This window comes from Microvirga medicaginis (assembly GCF_052658925.1).
In genome coordinates, this window is sequence record NZ_JBQWEL010000001.1 from 435,498 (window position 1) to 451,364 (window position 15,867).

At 66.3% G+C, this 15,867-nt stretch carries 21 protein-coding genes and 2 pseudogenes; 9 read left to right on the forward strand and 14 right to left on the reverse strand.

The genetic code is table 11. From position 1 onward, the window contains the following. Positions 1-144 precede the first annotated feature (144 nt). The 4 genes and pseudogenes from ACUXUR_RS02075 to ACUXUR_RS02090 all read right to left on the reverse strand — a co-directional run bounded on the left by ACUXUR_RS02075 (position 145) and on the right by ACUXUR_RS02090 (position 2,478). Positions 145-408 carry a hypothetical protein gene (locus tag ACUXUR_RS02075; RefSeq protein ID WP_445500663.1) on the reverse strand — a complete coding sequence of 88 codons (264 nt, stop codon included), beginning with the start codon at positions 406-408 and terminating at the stop codon, positions 145-147. A gap of 128 nt (positions 409-536) precedes the next feature. Further along, positions 537-1,183: pseudogene (trhA, locus tag ACUXUR_RS02080) on the reverse strand (PAQR family membrane homeostasis protein TrhA). 40 nt (positions 1,184-1,223) lie between these two features. Then, positions 1,224-1,646, reverse strand: a complete 423-nt coding sequence (locus ACUXUR_RS02085; protein WP_445500664.1) for a hypothetical protein — start codon at positions 1,644-1,646, stop codon at positions 1,224-1,226. A gap of 7 nt (positions 1,647-1,653) precedes the next feature. Continuing rightward, positions 1,654-2,478: a TIGR02587 family membrane protein gene (locus ACUXUR_RS02090; protein ID WP_445500665.1), complete on the reverse strand. Its 825-nt coding sequence runs from the start codon at positions 2,476-2,478 to the stop codon at positions 1,654-1,656. Between the two features lie 227 nt (positions 2,479-2,705). On the opposite strand from ACUXUR_RS02090, the gene ACUXUR_RS02095 reads away from it, so the two are divergent. Next, complete coding sequence (locus tag ACUXUR_RS02095; protein WP_445500875.1) at positions 2,706-3,305, forward strand: YitT family protein; 600 nt, start codon at positions 2,706-2,708, stop codon at positions 3,303-3,305. Between the two features lie 12 nt (positions 3,306-3,317). Here the strand turns inward: ACUXUR_RS02095 and ACUXUR_RS02100 are convergent. The 3 genes and pseudogenes from ACUXUR_RS02100 to ACUXUR_RS02110 all read right to left on the reverse strand — a co-directional run bounded on the left by ACUXUR_RS02100 (position 3,318) and on the right by ACUXUR_RS02110 (position 5,558). Next, positions 3,318-3,854 (reverse strand): annotated as a pseudogene (locus tag ACUXUR_RS02100) (DUF488 domain-containing protein). A 5-nt stretch (positions 3,855-3,859) separates the two neighbouring features. Next, positions 3,860-4,300: a PAS domain-containing protein gene (locus ACUXUR_RS02105; RefSeq protein WP_445500666.1), complete on the reverse strand. Its 441-nt coding sequence runs from the start codon at positions 4,298-4,300 to the stop codon at positions 3,860-3,862. A gap of 85 nt (positions 4,301-4,385) precedes the next feature. Continuing rightward, complete coding sequence (locus ACUXUR_RS02110; RefSeq protein WP_445500667.1) at positions 4,386-5,558, reverse strand: sensor histidine kinase; 1,173 nt, start codon at positions 5,556-5,558, stop codon at positions 4,386-4,388. A gap of 414 nt (positions 5,559-5,972) precedes the next feature. Between ACUXUR_RS02110 and ACUXUR_RS02115 the strand changes: the two genes are divergently transcribed. Both ACUXUR_RS02115 and ACUXUR_RS02120 read left to right on the forward strand, forming a co-directional pair. Then, complete coding sequence (locus ACUXUR_RS02115; RefSeq protein ID WP_445500668.1) at positions 5,973-6,767, forward strand: ion transporter; 795 nt, start codon at positions 5,973-5,975, stop codon at positions 6,765-6,767. 87 nt (positions 6,768-6,854) lie between these two features. Further along, positions 6,855-7,433 (forward strand): DUF421 domain-containing protein, encoded by a 579-nt coding sequence (locus tag ACUXUR_RS02120; RefSeq protein ID WP_445500669.1) that lies wholly within the window; start codon positions 6,855-6,857, stop codon positions 7,431-7,433. Positions 7,434-7,500: 67 nt separating this feature from the next. Here the strand turns inward: ACUXUR_RS02120 and ACUXUR_RS02125 are convergent, their stop codons facing one another. Next, positions 7,501-8,268, reverse strand: coding sequence for a hypothetical protein (locus ACUXUR_RS02125; RefSeq protein ID WP_445500670.1), 768 nt, complete (start codon positions 8,266-8,268; stop codon positions 7,501-7,503). Between the two features lie 281 nt (positions 8,269-8,549). Here ACUXUR_RS02125 and ACUXUR_RS02130 point away from each other — a divergent pair, with 281 nt between their 5' ends. The 3 genes from ACUXUR_RS02130 to ACUXUR_RS02140 all read left to right on the forward strand — a co-directional run bounded on the left by ACUXUR_RS02130 (position 8,550) and on the right by ACUXUR_RS02140 (position 10,216). Then, the gene (locus ACUXUR_RS02130; RefSeq protein WP_445500671.1) at positions 8,550-9,056 is read left to right on the forward strand and encodes a hypothetical protein; all 507 of its coding nucleotides are present in this window, start codon (positions 8,550-8,552) and stop codon (positions 9,054-9,056) included. Between the two features lie 192 nt (positions 9,057-9,248). Next, entirely contained in the window at positions 9,249-9,881 is a 633-nt protein-coding gene (locus ACUXUR_RS02135) for an FmdE family protein (RefSeq protein ID WP_445500672.1), read from the forward strand. A gap of 44 nt (positions 9,882-9,925) precedes the next feature. Then, complete coding sequence (locus ACUXUR_RS02140; RefSeq protein ID WP_445500673.1) at positions 9,926-10,216, forward strand: DUF6522 family protein; 291 nt, start codon at positions 9,926-9,928, stop codon at positions 10,214-10,216. Between the two features lie 36 nt (positions 10,217-10,252). Here ACUXUR_RS02140 and ACUXUR_RS02145 read toward each other — a convergent pair whose 3' ends face one another. The 4 genes from ACUXUR_RS02145 to ACUXUR_RS02160 form a co-directional block, all read right to left on the reverse strand. After that, positions 10,253-10,648 (reverse strand): hypothetical protein, encoded by a 396-nt coding sequence (locus ACUXUR_RS02145; RefSeq protein WP_445500674.1) that lies wholly within the window; start codon positions 10,646-10,648, stop codon positions 10,253-10,255. A 154-nt stretch (positions 10,649-10,802) separates the two neighbouring features. Then, a complete protein-coding gene (gene nirK, locus ACUXUR_RS02150; protein WP_445500675.1) occupies positions 10,803-11,903 on the reverse strand; it encodes a copper-containing nitrite reductase in 1,101 nt (366 codons plus the stop codon). A 413-nt stretch (positions 11,904-12,316) separates the two neighbouring features. Then, on the reverse strand, positions 12,317-12,556 hold the full coding sequence (locus tag ACUXUR_RS02155) for a hypothetical protein (RefSeq protein WP_262268366.1): 240 nt from the start codon (positions 12,554-12,556) through the stop codon (positions 12,317-12,319). 33 nt (positions 12,557-12,589) lie between these two features. After that, a complete protein-coding gene (locus tag ACUXUR_RS02160; protein ID WP_445500676.1) occupies positions 12,590-13,078 on the reverse strand; it encodes an RrF2 family transcriptional regulator in 489 nt (162 codons plus the stop codon). A gap of 65 nt (positions 13,079-13,143) precedes the next feature. Between ACUXUR_RS02160 and ACUXUR_RS02165 the strand changes: the two genes are divergently transcribed. Continuing rightward, positions 13,144-13,578, forward strand: a complete 435-nt coding sequence (locus tag ACUXUR_RS02165) for a group III truncated hemoglobin (RefSeq protein WP_445500677.1) — start codon at positions 13,144-13,146, stop codon at positions 13,576-13,578. 132 nt (positions 13,579-13,710) lie between these two features. Here the strand turns inward: ACUXUR_RS02165 and ACUXUR_RS02170 are convergent, their stop codons facing one another. Continuing rightward, a complete protein-coding gene (locus ACUXUR_RS02170; protein ID WP_445500678.1) occupies positions 13,711-14,403 on the reverse strand; it encodes an NnrU family protein in 693 nt (230 codons plus the stop codon). 81 nt (positions 14,404-14,484) lie between these two features. Then, entirely contained in the window at positions 14,485-14,730 is a 246-nt protein-coding gene (locus tag ACUXUR_RS02175; RefSeq protein ID WP_445500679.1) for a DUF2249 domain-containing protein, read from the reverse strand. 324 nt (positions 14,731-15,054) lie between these two features. Between ACUXUR_RS02175 and ACUXUR_RS02180 the strand changes: the two genes are divergently transcribed. Continuing rightward, positions 15,055-15,315: a DUF1858 domain-containing protein gene (locus ACUXUR_RS02180; RefSeq protein WP_445500680.1), complete on the forward strand. Its 261-nt coding sequence runs from the start codon at positions 15,055-15,057 to the stop codon at positions 15,313-15,315. 160 nt (positions 15,316-15,475) lie between these two features. Continuing rightward, the gene (locus ACUXUR_RS02185) at positions 15,476-15,859 is read left to right on the forward strand and encodes a hypothetical protein (protein WP_445500681.1); all 384 of its coding nucleotides are present in this window, start codon (positions 15,476-15,478) and stop codon (positions 15,857-15,859) included. Positions 15,860-15,867: the final 8 nt, after the last annotated feature.

Sequence of the window (15,867 nt, forward strand, 5' to 3'; positions counted from 1 at the left end):
GAGGCGGGCCGCACCGGGTCAACCGCCGGACGCCGTCCCGGTTCAGATCGGTCGGGGAACCGCGGACGGCATCACAGCCAGGCAGTCGTTGCCCGGGAGTGGCAATCCCATGGGAAAGGCTCCGCGACAGCGTCCAGAGACGTCTCAGGCCGCCCGCGCGCCAACTTCGTCCGCAACGGGCTGGTCCGGCGAGGGCGAACCGACAGGACTGAGGCGTCCTGACCGGGCCGCCTCGGTCCAGGCGCGGAGCAGGCCGGCGGCCTCGCGCGAGAAGCCTGCCCGCCGCTTGAGGTCGTCGAAGGTGTCGTCGCGGTGGCAGGCCTCGTAGGCCCGACGAGCAATGGCCTCAATGGCCGTATCGGATGCCGCGGGTTGCTTCAGGGGTTGAAGGCGTGTGGTGTTCGGCATGGGATGTCTCCGGTTCGTTCCTCCGGAGAATGGCGCGGGACTGCACCGACGTCCTTGCGTCAGCACAATCCCGCCCTGCAATCCGTCAAGGAGGCGGCCTAGGTCTGCCGATGTCGCCGCGTGAAGGATCAACCGCGGGCCAGCACCATGCACTCCAGCACGGCGCCATAGTGACAGGCCGCGGCGACAAGCACGAAGGCGTGCCAGATCGCGTTCTGGAAACGCAGGCTGTCCCAGACGTGAAAGACCACCCGACCGTGTAGAGGGCGCCGCCTGCGGCCAAGAGCCAAAGGGCCGAGACGGGCAGGGCGCCGAGCACGGCCTCGTACGCCATGACGCCGCTCCAGCCGAGTAGCAGGTAGAGCAGGATCGCAAGCCGATCATACCGGCCCGGCAGGCACAGCTTCAGGGCCATCCCGGCCACAGAGCCCGTCCAGACGCCGACCAGCAGAAGGATCGCCGTGACGTCGTTCCGCATCTGCGTGATGAATGGTGTGTAGGTGCCCGCGATCAGGAGGTAGATGGCGGAGTGGTCGAACCGGCGCAGAATCCATTTGACCGGGGAAACCGGCCAAAGGTTGTAGACCGCTGAGATCCCGAGCACCGCGAGCAGGCCACTCCCGTAGATCGCCACTGCGGTCAGCTCCCAGGGGCCGACCGTCGGTGCGGCGAGGACGAGCAGCAGGGTCACGCCGACCAGCCCGCCGACGATGCCCAGGCCATGCACGATGCCGTCCGCCAGGATTTCGTGCCGGTCGTAATCCCACCGGACCATTGCTCCTCCTGCAGGCTATGGCTCCTAACCGCGCGCTCGGTCAGGTTTCGGCGAACCCTGTGGCTCGCACGATCAGGGTGCCGGCCCTCGGGTCACGGGTGAAGAACAGGCCGCCCTGGCGCGCCGAGTGCCCAGGGATGTAGTCGAAGACAACCCGGCTGGTTTCCTCGTGTTCACCAGCCATGGTCACCTTGCCCTCGATCTCGACCTGTGCGGCGGCCTCGCCGGCGGTGTTGCGCGCCCGGAGCAAAACCCGGTGGCCGCCCTCCACGGGAGTCACGTTCTCAACCTCGACGGTGATCACGGGTGGCGTGGTTGCACCATTGAACGCCTGCCATCCGATCACCCCGAAGATGCCGAGCCCCAGCAGGAGGCCGGTGCCGGCAGCGACCCATTCGAGCCAGGGCACCTGCGGCCGGGACGTTTCGGGATGGATTTCGCCGACCTTATGTTCACGGTTCATCACAGTCTCACACCACCAGCCGCGCCGTCGCGGCGCCGAGCGACGCCGGAAAGCCCAGCACCACCAGCATGTTCGCGATCTCGGCCACGGAGACACCATCGATCCGGCCGAAGCTCCAGAGCACATAGAGGCTCACCAAAAGTGCAATGCCGTAGCCGGCGAGGGTGAAGTGCAGGAAGGTCGCCAGGAATGTCCCGCCCTCGGGCCGGCTCTCCTGGCCGGAGAACCCGATACTGTAGACGAATACGTGCAGGAGCAGGAGGGACAGGATCCCAAGCGCCAGGGCGTGCCGCGGCGTCATCTGGAACGCGATCAGGATCATCTCCTCCGTCGGGGCCATGTTGAAGGCCAGGAACAGGGCTCCAGCCAGCATGAGGAAGAGTTCGCCGGCATAGCCTGCCTCCTGCTTGCGCTCCTCCTCCGCCTTCATGTCCTGCTCCGCCCCAAGCTGCTTGCGCCCGAGCATCGCCCCGATGCTTGCCGGCACGCTCTGCAGCGCCACCCGGCCGACGATCTCGCCCCAGCTCATGTCGAAGGTGACCACCGCGAGCCCCAGGAGCAGCACCGCGGACGTGATCACGCCGACACCCAAGGCGGCGAACGCGTCCATGGCGTCCTCCTTCAGGCTGAAGGTCTTCTCAAAGCCGGAGAAGTAGGAGAGGCCGACGAGCATCATGAGGGTGAAAACCATGAGCAGCAGCAGCCGGCCGCGGCCCATCGCGAAACCGAGCGACCACATCTCCATGGTCATCAGCAGCGGGATGCCGAAGATGATCGCGCCGCCGAAGGCGCGGGCCAGGCCGATGGCATAGCGTTCACTGGTCACAATCACGTCGCTCCTTTTCGTCTCGACGGCCTCAAGCTTGGCTGAATGAGGAACCCACCATCCGGCGCCGGGTTCCCGGCGGGCTGACCCGCCGGACCAAAGCCTTCGCGAGGCGAGTGCAATCGTGCAGATCCTTGCTCGTCGGCAAAGAGAGATCCTGCGGGAAGGGGCTATGTCCTGAGGCGCGCGGGCAAGGAGCAGGCACAAGGGGGAAGACCGTGACGGATCAAGCCATGGCGAGCATGCATCGCCCTTACGAGGATGTGGCAGCCGTCCTCACGGGCACCTTGATGGTGGCGCTCGGGATCACCTTCTTCAGCACCGCCGGCCTGCTGACCGGCGGCACGGCGGGCCTCGCCCTTCTGCTGGCGCGTGCAACCGGATCCGAGTTTGCGGCTGTCTTCTTCGTCATCAATCTTCCGTTCTATTTCCTTGCCGTCATACGCATGGGCTGGATGCTCGCGGTAAGGACCTTCCTGGCCGTCCTCCTGGTTTCCCTGCTCTCGAAGCTGGCAGCCTCTTCGATCAGCATGGGCCATCTCGACTCGATTTTCGCCGCGGTCACCGGCGGGGCGCTCGCCGGGATCGGGCTTCTGATTCTCTTCCGCCACCGGGCCAGCCTGGGCGGCATCAACATCCTGGCCCTATACCTTCAGGAGCGCCACGGCCTGAGGGCCGGGTATGTCCAGTTGGCCATCGACACGCTGATCCTCCTTGCGTCCTTGTTCGTCCTCGATGTCGACGGGCTGGCCTTGTCGCTGCTGGGGACCGCTGTGCTCAACCTCGTGCTGGCGACGAACCACAGGCCCGGCCGCTACACCGGTGTCAGCTGAGGCTGCGCGGCCTCATCCCACGGCAGCGGGATAGACGATCCATTCAGTGGATGGCCGGGCTCCGGGCGTGAGAGACGCCGGCTCGATCTTGCCGGGCCCAAGGATGTGGAACACCGCATGGCCGGAGGCGAGCAGGTAATCGGCGATGATCCGGCGGTGGCAGCGCCACCACACCGCCTCGGCACACATGATCGCCGTGATGTTCTCGCTGCCGAGGACAGTCAGGCGGCCAAGCCCCTCCCGAAACCGATCCGTCAGGGCGTAATCGGCATAGTTCCGGAAGCTCGTGTTCTCCCAGTATCCGTTGGGGGACGGCTCGACCTAGCGCTGCCGGCCGCGCAGCCCGCCAAGCTCGGCAATGTGCTCGTATCCGATCTGGTACTCCGCAAGGCTCTCGGGCAGGGCGTCGCGGTTGAACTGCGGGTTCGTCCGGGAGCGCGGAACGGTCCGGACGTCCACCACAAGCCCGACTTTCGCCTCGCGGAGGAGGTCCGCGAATTCCGGAATGGTGCGGGTGGAATGCCCGATGGTATAGAACGGGTTCGCCATGCCGGTCAGTGCGGGCTCGGGGGAGCACTCGCGTCCGCCAGCTTCCGCTTCAGGCTTCTGATCTCCTCGAAGCGGCTGGTCACGTCGCGCATGACGGCGGCGAGGCCGTGCATCTGTCCGTGCTCGTCCTTGATCGGCACGATGGTGAACTCCAGCGAGATCCGCTGTCCGTCCTTGCGGATGCCCGGCACCGATAGCAGGTCGCCCGCGCCGTAATGGCTCTCGCCCATTGTCATGACGCGGTGGAAGCCCTCCCAGTGACGTGCCCGCAGGCGCTCTGGGATGATGAGGTCCAGGGACTGTCCGAGCGCCTCGCCGGCACGATGACCGAAGATTCGCTCGGCTCCGGGGTTCCACACGCGGATGATCCCGTCGCGGTCCGTCGCCACGACCGCATCGGCGGCGGCAGTCAAAATGGCATTGGCAACAATTTCAGTCAGATCCATCCGCACCACCTGTTCTCCGTTACGGGCCACGTTGAATTTTGGGACATATCATTCCTCACGTTCGCCTGTCCGCAGCCGGATGTCTTCATAGCGGCAAGGGAAATCTGACGCAGGTGCGCGTGCCCTTCTCGACTGCCTCCCGCTCCACCTGTCCATCAAGCTGGTTGGCGAAGGCGTCGATGAGCTGAAGGCCGAGCCCGCCCTTCCGCGGTGGTCCCATCCCGCGTCCGTTGTCCGCGACCGCAAGGCAGGCCTCGCCGAGTTCGGACCGTGTGGTGAAGCTGACCCGGATGAGGCCACCGTCCTCGTCGAAGGCGTACTTCAGGGAGTTGGTGACCAGCTCGTTGACGATCAGCCCGGCCGCTACAGCCCGATCCAGAGGAAGCAGCGCTCCGCGCTTGGCCTCAACCTCAATGCTCACCGCCTCCCGCTGCGGGTCGATGTTGGCGCACAGGGCCCGCAGGTAATCGCCGAACTCCACATTGCTGATGCCGCTCTCGAAGGAGAGCTGATCCTGGGCCAGAGCGATGGCATGCACCCGGTCCATGACGCTGACGAAGCGGTCCCGATCCTCCTGTGACGAGGCATGCCGCCGTTGCAGCGCCAGAAAGGAGATGATGGTCTGGAGGTTGTTCTTCACCCGGTGCTGGAACTCGCGCAGGACCACCTCGGCAAAGGACTTCTCCCTGGCATGGACAGCGGCCGCCTCGGCGGCCTTGGCTTCGGTCTCCAACCGCAGCAGAACCACGCCCAGGATGTTGGCCATGGTGGACAGGAAGGTCACGTCGCCTTCGTCGAAGGTGCGTGGCTCCTCCGCATCCACCTCCAGCACGCCCCAGGTGCGCCCGTCGATCCGCACCGGAACGTTCACGAGCGAGACGATGCCATGCTCGCGCAGGCTCGGGTGCATGCGGAACTCAGGGTCGTTCGGCAGGTCCTCGACGATCACCGGAGCCGCTGTCTGCATGCATCGTCCGGCCACAGAGGCATTGTCGAGGGCAAAGGTCGTCTGTCCCACCACGCCGGGCTTCCAGCCCACCCCTGCCACCATCAGCAGGTCGCCGTGGTCCGGGCGGTAGCACAACACCTTCACATGCCTGATGTGGGTGACGCGGGAAACCTGGGCGGTGACGTAGTGCAAGAGCTTCTCACGCGGCAGAACCTCGGAGGCAATCCGACCGAATGCGGCGAGCGCACGCTGGTACTCGTGCAGACGCTTCAGTTCAGGGCCGGGACCCTCGCTCCTCTTGGGCATCATGCCTCCTGCTCGGATGCCCGTCGGGGCTTTCTTGCTGCAACGCTGGAAAAGCCCAGCGGTCGTGTCCGGTTCCAGTGGGTCGCGATGACCGCCGTGGCTCCTGCCCCGAGATCAATGGGCTTCTCCGCCAAATCCGGAACATTGTACACGCCCACCGACCCGGATAGCCGGCCGTCATCCGAAAGGATCAGGCGTCGAGCCTGACCCTCCCGGCCAAGCTACTGTCCGGCCTGGGCTCCCCTCTACGGAGCCGCCCGACCTCGGCCTTGGCCCGCGACGGCCGACCCCGTGCCCGCCCGCTATTCGGGGGCCGCTATTTGGGGGGCCAAGAATAATCCTGCCGTCTGCCAAGGACCCGGACAGCCGCGGGCGCCGTTCCCACCGGCATCCGAGTTGCAACAGGAGTGCCGGACCATGAACGACAGGCCCCACGTGACCGCGGGCGAGATGGAGGAGCGCTGGAGCGTGCTCCACGATCTTGAGAACTGGCTGCAAACGCCGATGATGGTGCTCAGCTTCGCCTGGCTCCTGCTCGTGATTGTCGAGCTGGTGTGGGGCACCACCCGCATGCTGGAGGTCTTCGGCACCGCGATCTGGATCACCTTCATCGCCGAGTTCACCCTCCGGTTTGCGCTGGCTCCCCGCAAGGGCTCCTTCCTGCGGCGCAACTGGCTCACGGTGATTGCCCTGGTCGTGCCCGCCTTCCGCCTGCTGCGGGGTCTTCGCTTCCTCAAGGTTGCCCGGGCAGCACGCAGCTTTCGGCTCGTGCGCATCGTCGGCACCGCCAACCGGGGCATGAACGCCCTGCGGGCCAGCCTGAGCCGGCGCGGGCTCGGCTATGTCATTGGTCTGACTGTGCTGATCGCGCTGCTCGGGGCCGGCGGCATGCTGGCCTTCGAGCCTGCCTCAGAGGTGGAGGGTGGCTTTGCCAGCTATGCCGACGCGCTGTGGTGGACCGGCATGCTGCTGACCACCATGGGCAGCGAATACTGGCCCAAGAGCCTGGAGGGCCGCATCCTCTGTTTCCTGCTGTCGCTGTATGGCTTTGCGGTGTTCGGCTACATCACCGCAAGCTTTGCCTCGTTCTTCGTCGAGCGGGATGCCGCTTCGCCTGAGACAGACACCGCAAGCAGCAGCGATCTGGCCGCCCTGCGAACCGAGATCGCGGCCCTGCGGGCGGACCTCGCCGGTCAGGCAAGCCGCCTGTGACGTCTAAGGCGGCCTGGGAACGGCGGCGAACCCGTCCCGACCAGGCTCGTTACGTCCATTCCCTGTGCGTTTTCGGAGGTGGCAAGCATGGATCAGGTTGAGGAGATCGTGCGTGTGGCGCTGGGCCTCGGGCTGGAGAGCCGCGATATCAACGTCCTACAGATGGGGCTGCGCGCAGCCATCGTGTATGTGGTCACCGTTCTCATGGTCCGGTTGGCCAAGAAGCGTTTCATGGGACGCGCCACCGCCTTCGACGTGATCCTCGGCATCATGATCGGCTCCATTGTCAGCCGCGCCGTAACCGGCAACGCGCCGTTTCTGCCTGCTCTTGCGGCGACCGCGGTGCTGCTCGGCATGCACTGGCTGTTCTCTGGCATCGCCATGCGCTGGCATGGATTCGGGACAGTGATCAAAGACAAGTCACGCGTCCTGGTCTGCAACGGCGACGTTGACACATCGGCGTTGCGGGTGACGCACATGACCGAGCATGACCTCTGGGAGGACCTGCGGGGTAAGGGCATCTCGCGTCTGGAGCAGGTGGAGGAGGCCCGCCTGGAACGCAGCGGCAACCTCAGCGTCATCAAGGCCCACACTGGAGCCAAGGTGAAGGAGGTGACGGTACAGGATGGCGTGCAGACGGTCCGGATCGAAATCAGCACCTCTTGATCGCCGGCACGATGGTAGCGCCCGTTCTAGAGCGGCCGCTGGCGCCTTCCTTGCTCCCGGGACTCCCTCAGAGGGTCAGCAGCAGGGCCGCATAGCCGGCCATGCCGGCGGCAAAGGCCCAGAAGCGGCTCTGGCGCTCGCTCGGCACCTCTTCCTTGAGCACGTTCAGGATCACTCCTCCGGCCAGGAATGCCGTGAGGACGGCGATGGCGGCCTCGGAGACTTCTGTGGCAAAGCCGATGCCGAGCCCAAGCAGGATCGAGGCCGCCAGCACCCAGCGGCCGATGTGGCGGTAGGGCTTCTTGTGGTCCTCGTTGAGCCCGTAGTCGGTCACCAGGAAATGCAGCGCCATCGCCACGGCAAAGAACAGCAGTGCCGGCAGCGTCATCACCTCGCGGTGGAGCAGGAGGTATCCGATCAGCGCGTTGTAGATGGCGAACGAGCCCATGTGGATCCAGAACACCTGCGGGCTGGTGCTGGCCTCCGCCGCCTCGCTGCCCCGCCCGGGCTGGACGGGTGCCCCCTCACGCTGGGAGCGCGACGTCTTGGCGAGCCGGTCGAGGCCGTAGAACACCGCCAGTCCCGTCAAGGCGATCAGGTAGACATGGCGCTCTGCAAAGGTCTCGCTTGCTTGGACCACCTGGCTGACCTGCTCCTGGCCGGCGGCGAGCTCCGGCAGCAGATGGACGAAGACGTAGGCCACCGACACGCCTCCCGCGAGGGACAGCCAGATGCTGCGCGGGGTGCCCTCAAGAAAACGCAGCGACGGCGTGATGACGTGGATGACAGCCAGCAGGATGGCTGCGATCACGGCGGCGGACGCAAGGGTGGGCATAGGTGAGCCTTTCCGGTCGGCAAGCCCCGCCGATGCATGAACCGTGCGGCCGTCGCCGGGCGATGGGGCCTGGGACAACGCACAAGGCCGCAAAAGGTCAAGCCGCACGAGGCGTCTGGGCCCGGTCGGCCGGAACACGTCTGGCGCAGGTCCGCTGGACCGTGGCCGTAGCGGCGGGCGTGAGGCTGCATCCGCCCGTCGACGCCATATTGTCCGATTGACAGGGCTCCTGCGCGGAGACCACCATCCTGTGGTGGGGGCGCGCCGCAAGGATGGCCGCCATGGACAACTTTGATCACATCCTGAACTGGAAGCTGAAGCGAGGCTCGCACACTTTCCCGGGCAAGGACGGCGGGACCTGCATCAACGAGGCCGCCATTGTCGCGGCCGGGTTCCCGTACCGGCCCGTCCGCTCTGTGCAGGACATGCCGGACTGCTTCTCACGCCCGATCTGCGCGCTGGCCATGCAGTTGAACGACGAGGCTGAAGACGCGGAGCGCCAGCTCCTGCTGCCCTTTGTCGCCCGCCTGGCCTGTGCCGACACGCCGGAGGTGGAGCGCGAGCGCGAGGCGTACATCACCGCGCGCCTGCGCTGGCTTCAGTCCTTCCAGGAGCACTTGGCCATTCTCGAAGGTACGCTTGCCATCGGCCGGCAGGCCGACGCGCCGGCACCGGAGGAGGTGAGGGCCCGCCTGGAGGGCGTGCAGCAGCGTGCGGCTTTGTCCACATCGGTGGACGAGCACCCGCTGCTCGGCAAAATGCACGCTTGGCTCGCCGCAGTGTTCTAGGCCTTCGGCCCGAGCTGCCGGCCTGCAGCGGAAAGGACGAGCCGCCCCGACGGCTGACTAGTTATCGCCGCACCCCGGCAGGGTGTGTTCAGAGCACAGACCCGGGCTCGGCAACCATCAGCCTCGTTGAGCCAGAGCAACGAGCGGACGGCGCAACCAGGGTAGCATTCGGCATGATCTCTGGAGATGCCGATGAATTATCCGAGCTTCTTTGACGCGGCGCCGCGCATCACGCTGTACGATCCGCTGAGCGCCTTTCTCGGCGCGACGGAGGACGGACTGGTCGAGTACACGTATCTCGATGCGGTCAAGCTGGCCGGGCATTCGTGCCCGACCGTGGCCGGCGCCTACCTCATGACGCGGCGGGCGCTTAGGCATCTGTACCAGGGCGAGATCCCGGTGCGGGGCGACATTGACGTCACGCTGAGCCAGGACGCCTCCGAGGGCGTGGCCGGCGTGGTCGCCGCGGTGGCCACCCTCGTCACCGGAGCTGCCGGGGAGGGCGGGTTCAAGGGCATCGCAGGGCGGTTCGAGCGCCGTGACCGGCTCGCCTTCGGGGCCGCCATCGCCGGCGAGATCCGGTTCACCCGTCGCGACACCGGTGAAGGCGTCATCGCGAGCCTGAACTCCGCGGCCGTGCCGCTTCATGCCGATGCACGGCCGCTGTTCCAGCGGGTGCTTGGTGGCGAGGCCTCCCCGGCGGAGGCCCAGGAGTTCCGCCGGCTATGGCAGGAGCGCGTCCGGCAGCTGCTCGACCATGCCGACGATCCGGAGGTGGTCCTGCTGACGCCCGCCGTGGGCCCAGCCTCCGCGTCGGCGGCCTGACGCAACTGTGGCTCGGCTTGGCCGCACCAGTGAAGGGAACCAACATGCCCGAGATCGAAATCCAGGACGGCACGATCCAGGTTGACGCTTCGGTTCTCGGCGAGGGCCTGGGCGTGGAGCCATCATGCGTACCGGAGCTGCTCCGCAGCGGGGCGATCACGAGCCGGTGCGAGCGCGGCATCGGCGAGGATGAGGGCCGCTTCCGCCTGACGTTCTTCCATGCCGGACGGCGGCTGCGGCTTGTCGTCGAAGCGGCCGGGCGCATCCTGCAGCGTTCCACCATCGACTTTGGCGACCGGCCGCTGCCGGGAGCCCTGCGCCGGCCGGGCCGGTGAACGCCCTCTGACAAGCGCAATCAGCGCCCGGACAGGTCAGGCTGTTTCACTGCCATGCAGATCAAGCCCTCCGGCCCGGACCATGTCCTCGGCTCCACGTGTCGCCGCCGCCTTGATGTCCTCGAACAACAGCGCGATCTCCTGAAACACGCTCAGGTCGGCCTCGTCCGTCGACACCGTGTCGAGCTCGCCGACGAGTTCGAGCAGCGCTCCGATGCGTTCCGCCTGATGGCGGGCATCAAGGATCAGGCCGCGGAGCTGGCGCCGGTTCTCCAACGCCTCGAACCGTTCCAGAGCGGCGTCGAGCTTGCCGCGGCAGCGGCAGTCCAGGTCAAAGGTGTCCATGACGGCGCGCACGCGCGCCAGCAGAGGCGAGGGGGCGGGTGGGGCGGCCGGGCCGGGAGTGGCGACCTCGCGCAGTTCAGGCTTCATCAACATTCTCCGTGGGGTTCGAAGCGGGGCGGTGTTGGCCCTGTGCCGACAGGAAGACAGATGCCGGCCCCGGCTTCGTTGCCCTCGCGCAAAGACCTGAAATGCAAAAAGTCCGGGCCTGGCCCGGACTTTTCACCAGATCGTATCGCTGCGATCAGTGGCCGCTGGTCGACATGGCCGACTTCTCGGGGTTGTAGTCTTTGAAGATCGCCTCGTTCTTCGCACCCTCGACCTGGAGGATGCCGGCCAGACCCCGCTCGACCCGGCTCAGAGCGTGATCCACCAGGACGTAGTTGCCGGGCACCTCGACCTTGAAGTCGACTACGCTGGCCCCACCCGGAGGAGTGGTGATGGTTTGGACGTCCTTCATCGGCGAGCTGAGCGAAGCCAGCGGATAGGCCTCGTCGAAGATCTCGCCGATCACATGGAACGACGAGGTATAGTTCGGGCCGCCCACGCCGAAGTAGATGCGCACCGTCTCGCCGACCTTCGCCTTGAGCGGGTTCTTCTTCAGGGCGTCCGCGCTGCCGTTGAAGATGAAGTACTCGGGACGCTCGCTCAGGAGCTTGTCGATGCTCTCTTCCACGAGCCCCTTCGTGCCATGGGCCTGCTCGGTGTAGATCTCGCCCTGCATGACGTAGAACTCATGGTCGACCTTCGGCAGGCCCTCCTCCGGCTCCACCAGGATCAGGCCGTACATGCCGTTGGCGATGTGCTGGGCGACCGTGGGGGTTGCGCAGTGGTAGACATAGAGGCCGGGGTTGAGCGCCTTGAACTCGAAGCCGCGAGTTTCGCCTGGAGCCGCTTCGGTGGCCTTGGCGCCGCCGCCGGGGCCGGTGACCGCATGGAAGTCGACGTTGTGCATCATCACGCTGTCGTCGGCGTTCTTCAGCTTGACCTCGACCGTGTCGCCCACCCGCACCCGGACGAACGGGCCCGGGACCTTATTGTTGAAGGTCCAGTAGTGGTAGGTGGTGCCGTCGTCCAGATGACCGGTCACTTCGGTGGTTTCGAAGTCGACCTTGACCCGCTGCGGGCCACGCTTGCCGATAGGACCCGGCAGATCGGACGGCAGGCGCACGACGCTGACCGGGGCTGCCTCCGTCGCAGCGTGGGCGTGAGCCGGGGCAGCCGCCACCTTGTCGCCCGCGTTGGCTGCGAGCGGGGCGCCGAGCCACGCCGCGGCGGCAAGGGCTACTACAGCAGCGGTCGCAAGCAGCGGCCGGCGTCCCGAGATCTTCATGGCCTTCATCATCGTCTCCTCTGTGGGACCGCCTGGCGGATCGATCTGGTCCGTCATCGGATGAAGGCGTTGTACTCTCCAGCTTCAGGGGCTTATTTGCTGCAGCGCAAATATATTGGCGAATGCGGTCGAGACCGGATGGATTTTGGCGAGAACCGTCAAGGGTTTGATCTAGATCAAACGGTGTGTGCGGTGCGGGAGGGAGAAAGCCTCGGATCGTATTAGGTCAGCGCGAGGAACACCGGTTCGATGTCCTGAACGATCCCATTCATGAAGGGCGGACGGCCTCCCGGGGGATGGTCCACCGACTGGCCTTGGGCTCGGCAGCAAAAAGCCCACAGGAGCCGAGCTTCGACCTGACTCCTGTGGGCTTTGTTGTGTCGCTTCCGGTGATGACGGCCCTCACTCCGCCATCGATGGGTTCGTCAAGCGCAGGACCGCACCTGATAGACATCGCCGGTCTTGGCGTTCCGCTCCTCGTGGACCGGGCATTCATGCCAGCTGCGATACTTTGGGGTCTGGCTTGCCTTTACGGGAGGGCAGGAGACCGGAACGGTAACGTATTCGTTGGTCAGGTGGTTGTAGGCATTCCGGTAGACGCACTCCGCGGAGGCCGGCGCCGCCGAGAGCAGGAGCACGGCGGTCAGAATGGCTTTGGTCGGCATGGCTCTTATTTCCTTCCGTTGGGTATGTTGATCTCAGGCAGTGGCGGCAAGGCCGCGTTCGTTTCCGTTGCCAACCCCGAGGCGCTGGCGCAGCAGGATCCGCGGGGCGACGAGGTCGGCCAGCGTCACCTCGTCGAGCGAGGCGAAGAAGGCTTCCCTCGCGCGGCCCATGGTGCGCGTGAGGAGGCAGGCACCGCTCAGGATGCAGGTGGTCGGGCCATCGCCCAGGCACTCGACCAAGGCGGTATCGTCCTCCAGGGCGCGGACGACCTCGCCCATCCGGATGGCAGAGGCCGGCTTGGCGAGCTTCAGGCCGCCGGTTCGTCCGCGCACGCCTGTCACGTAGCCGAGGCTGACCAGGGTCTGCGCCACCTTCATCAGGTGGTTGCGCGACAGCCCGTGGCGCGTCGCGAGCTCCTCGATGGTGACGAGGCGCTCCTCCATCACGGCAAGGCTCATCAGCAGGCGCAGCGCAAAGTCGGTGTGGGATGTGAGCTTCATTCGAACCCCAAAAAGATGCATTGAACATACATCTTTTTGGGCGTAAGCAAACAGGAATTCCGAAGGCATCTTTTGGCATGAATTCAATGACCGCGATTCCCCTGATCGAGCCGGCGAGGGGCGTGACCGAGGACATGATCCGGCGTCTGGTCGAGACCTTCTACGACCGGGTTCTGCAGGACGAAGAGCTCGGACCGATCTTCCGCCAGGCTCTGTCCCACCGCTGGAACGAGCACCTGGCGATCATGGTCGACTTCTGGTCGTCCATCGCCCTGCGCACAGGCCGCTACCAAGGCAAGCCGCAGCAGGCGCACAGGGGGATGGCTCTGGTGGAGGGCCACTTCGAGCGCTGGCTTGCCCTGTTCGAGGCAACGGCGCGTGAGGTCTGCGAGCATGATGTCGCGGAGTTCTTCATCGACCGCGCGCGGCGCGTCGCCGACAGCCTGCAGATCGGTCTCAACATTGGCCCGAAAGCCCTGCGCCTGCCCGGCCGCGCTGCCACGGACAGCATTTGCGGCTGACCGACCAAGGCCGGCGGGATCGCCGTCGTTCCTGTCCCGAGACGGAGCAACGTCGGCAGCGGTCGTCCTTTCCTCATGCGGTAAGATCTCCGGGTTTGCCTGCCGAGATCGGCGCCCGCTGCCCGGCAGGTGCTATCCCATGGCCGCGAGGCCGGCGAGGGGATCCGGGCCGATGAGGAGCGCATAGCCCTGCAGCATGAACCAAACGTAGACGGCAACGGCGATCAGGGCCGGCAGGACCAGAGGGCGCAACGCGTTCCATCGCGCCCGCCCGGAAAGGAGCGCCGCGAACGGAAGGATGGAGGTTCCGGCCGCCAGTTCCCGCCAGCGCTCTGGGCCGAGGCGCTTGCGCGCCTTGAGGTCAAGCAGGATGAACCCGAGCAGGGAGAACAGGGCCATCGCGCCGAAGAGCAGGAGTGCGACCACGGTTCCGTTCGGGGGGATGTGGGTCGCCGCCCAGATCAGGAAGCCCCACAGCACCGGGTGCCGCGTGACGGCGGTGATTGGGCCAGGGTCGGTGCCGCCTCTCAGGGAAATCGAGAGGGGGTTGGCTGCCATGAGGCCCGCGACGAGGAGGAATGTTGCAGCCGGCATGGCGACGAAGGGCACGTGCCACTGCCAGGGGGCCGGATCCCAGAGCCACACGGTTCCCGCGCGCTGGGCGGCCACGATCAGCCAGCCCAGGAGCGCCAGGGACAGAATCGAGTAGGCGGCCAGGTAGGCCGTCCGGCCCATCAGCAGGATCAGGCGGGCCCGCAGGCCGCGGCTTGCCGGGATCAGATGGGCTGCCAGGAAGGCACCCAGGGCAACGCAGAACTCGGTCATCGCCAAGGCCTTTCGGGAGGGTGTCCGGGCGGGCGCGAGGAGGAACCCATGCGGGCCCCACCCTGAACAAGCCCGGCGCCGTCAGGCGGCGCGGCTGATACGGACCCGCCAGAGGTCAGGCCCCTCCTCCTGGTAGTCCCAGCCGAACGCGCCTGGCCGCTCGACATTGAACTGGTAGAACAGCGGTCGTGGGTCATGGTCGTTGACGAGCAGGAAGGCCTCGCCGGGCGCAAGCTGATCGAAGGTCTGAAAGATCAGGGGGTGGCGCATCCGCGGCATGATCTGGCGGACGTCGATGATGGTCTCGGTGACATTGCAACTGCACATTGGACAGCGTTCCTTGGTGCGCGGCTGGGGAGCCCCTGGCCACGGGCGGTGTTGGGATCGGGATTCCGGACAGGTCTCGAACGCGGCCGACCTCCCCGCGGGAAGGCGTCCTGAAGCGGCGCGCATGGCGTCCGTCGGTGAGCCTCGGCTTCCCGTTTCGACGGCAGGACCTTGACTGGACGAACCCCTGTCTTCTTTGCCCTGCCTCAAACAAAACACCGATTGGACAGTCGCCGCGTTCCGGTTCTTGTCGCCGCGCAAAGAGCGTCGGCAGGGGGCCTGCTAATCGTGGGACTGCGGAAGAACGCGACATTGGAGGCGATCATGCCTGTCGAATCCACCCAGCTCGTCGACGATGTCATGCGGCAATGGCCGGCGACGATCCGGGTTTTCCTGAACCACCAGATGCGCTGCGTCGGCTGCCCGATTGCCTGCTTCCACACCGTGGACGACGCCTGCCGCGAGCACGGCTCCGACCGCGTGCGGTTCCTGGCCGACCTGCAGGCCGCCATCACGAAGGGGACCGCCCGCGCGGTCCTGATGGAGCCTGAGGTTGTGCCGGCACATTGGCCGGCCACGCGCTGATGAGGCGCGCCGGCCGCCGTCCGGCCTGAGCGGCCACCCGGCATGGAGGTGCTGCCGTCGCGGGTCGGTCCTGCGAAACAACATCGCCGTTCGGTTTGCGCCAGAGCAAAGTCGCAGGAAGCGGCCGTGGCATCATCATTGAACGGCGTGGAGGTTTCCCATGACTTTGATGACCCTCATCACGAACTGGCGGTCCGGCCGCATGGCGGGACGGGAGTTGGCCTCATTCGACGCGGACGGGCTTCAGGCGCTGGCCCGGGATGTCGGGCTCTCCCCGGACGGGCTGGCCCGACTGGCCTCGCGCGGCGCCGCCGGCGGGGAGCTGCCGCGCCTCCTGAGTGCCGTCGGCCTGGCACCGGAGAGAATGGCGCGCACCCATGCGGACGTCATGCGTGACATGAGCGTCGTCTGCTCCGGCTGCGCGGCGGCACGCCGCTGCCGGCGCGACCTCGACCGGGGATGGGTTCCCGTGGTGCAGCGGTATTGCCCGAACGCCGTGACCATCAAGGCGCTGCAGGCGGAGAGATGCCGCGCCGTCCCATGACAGGAGGC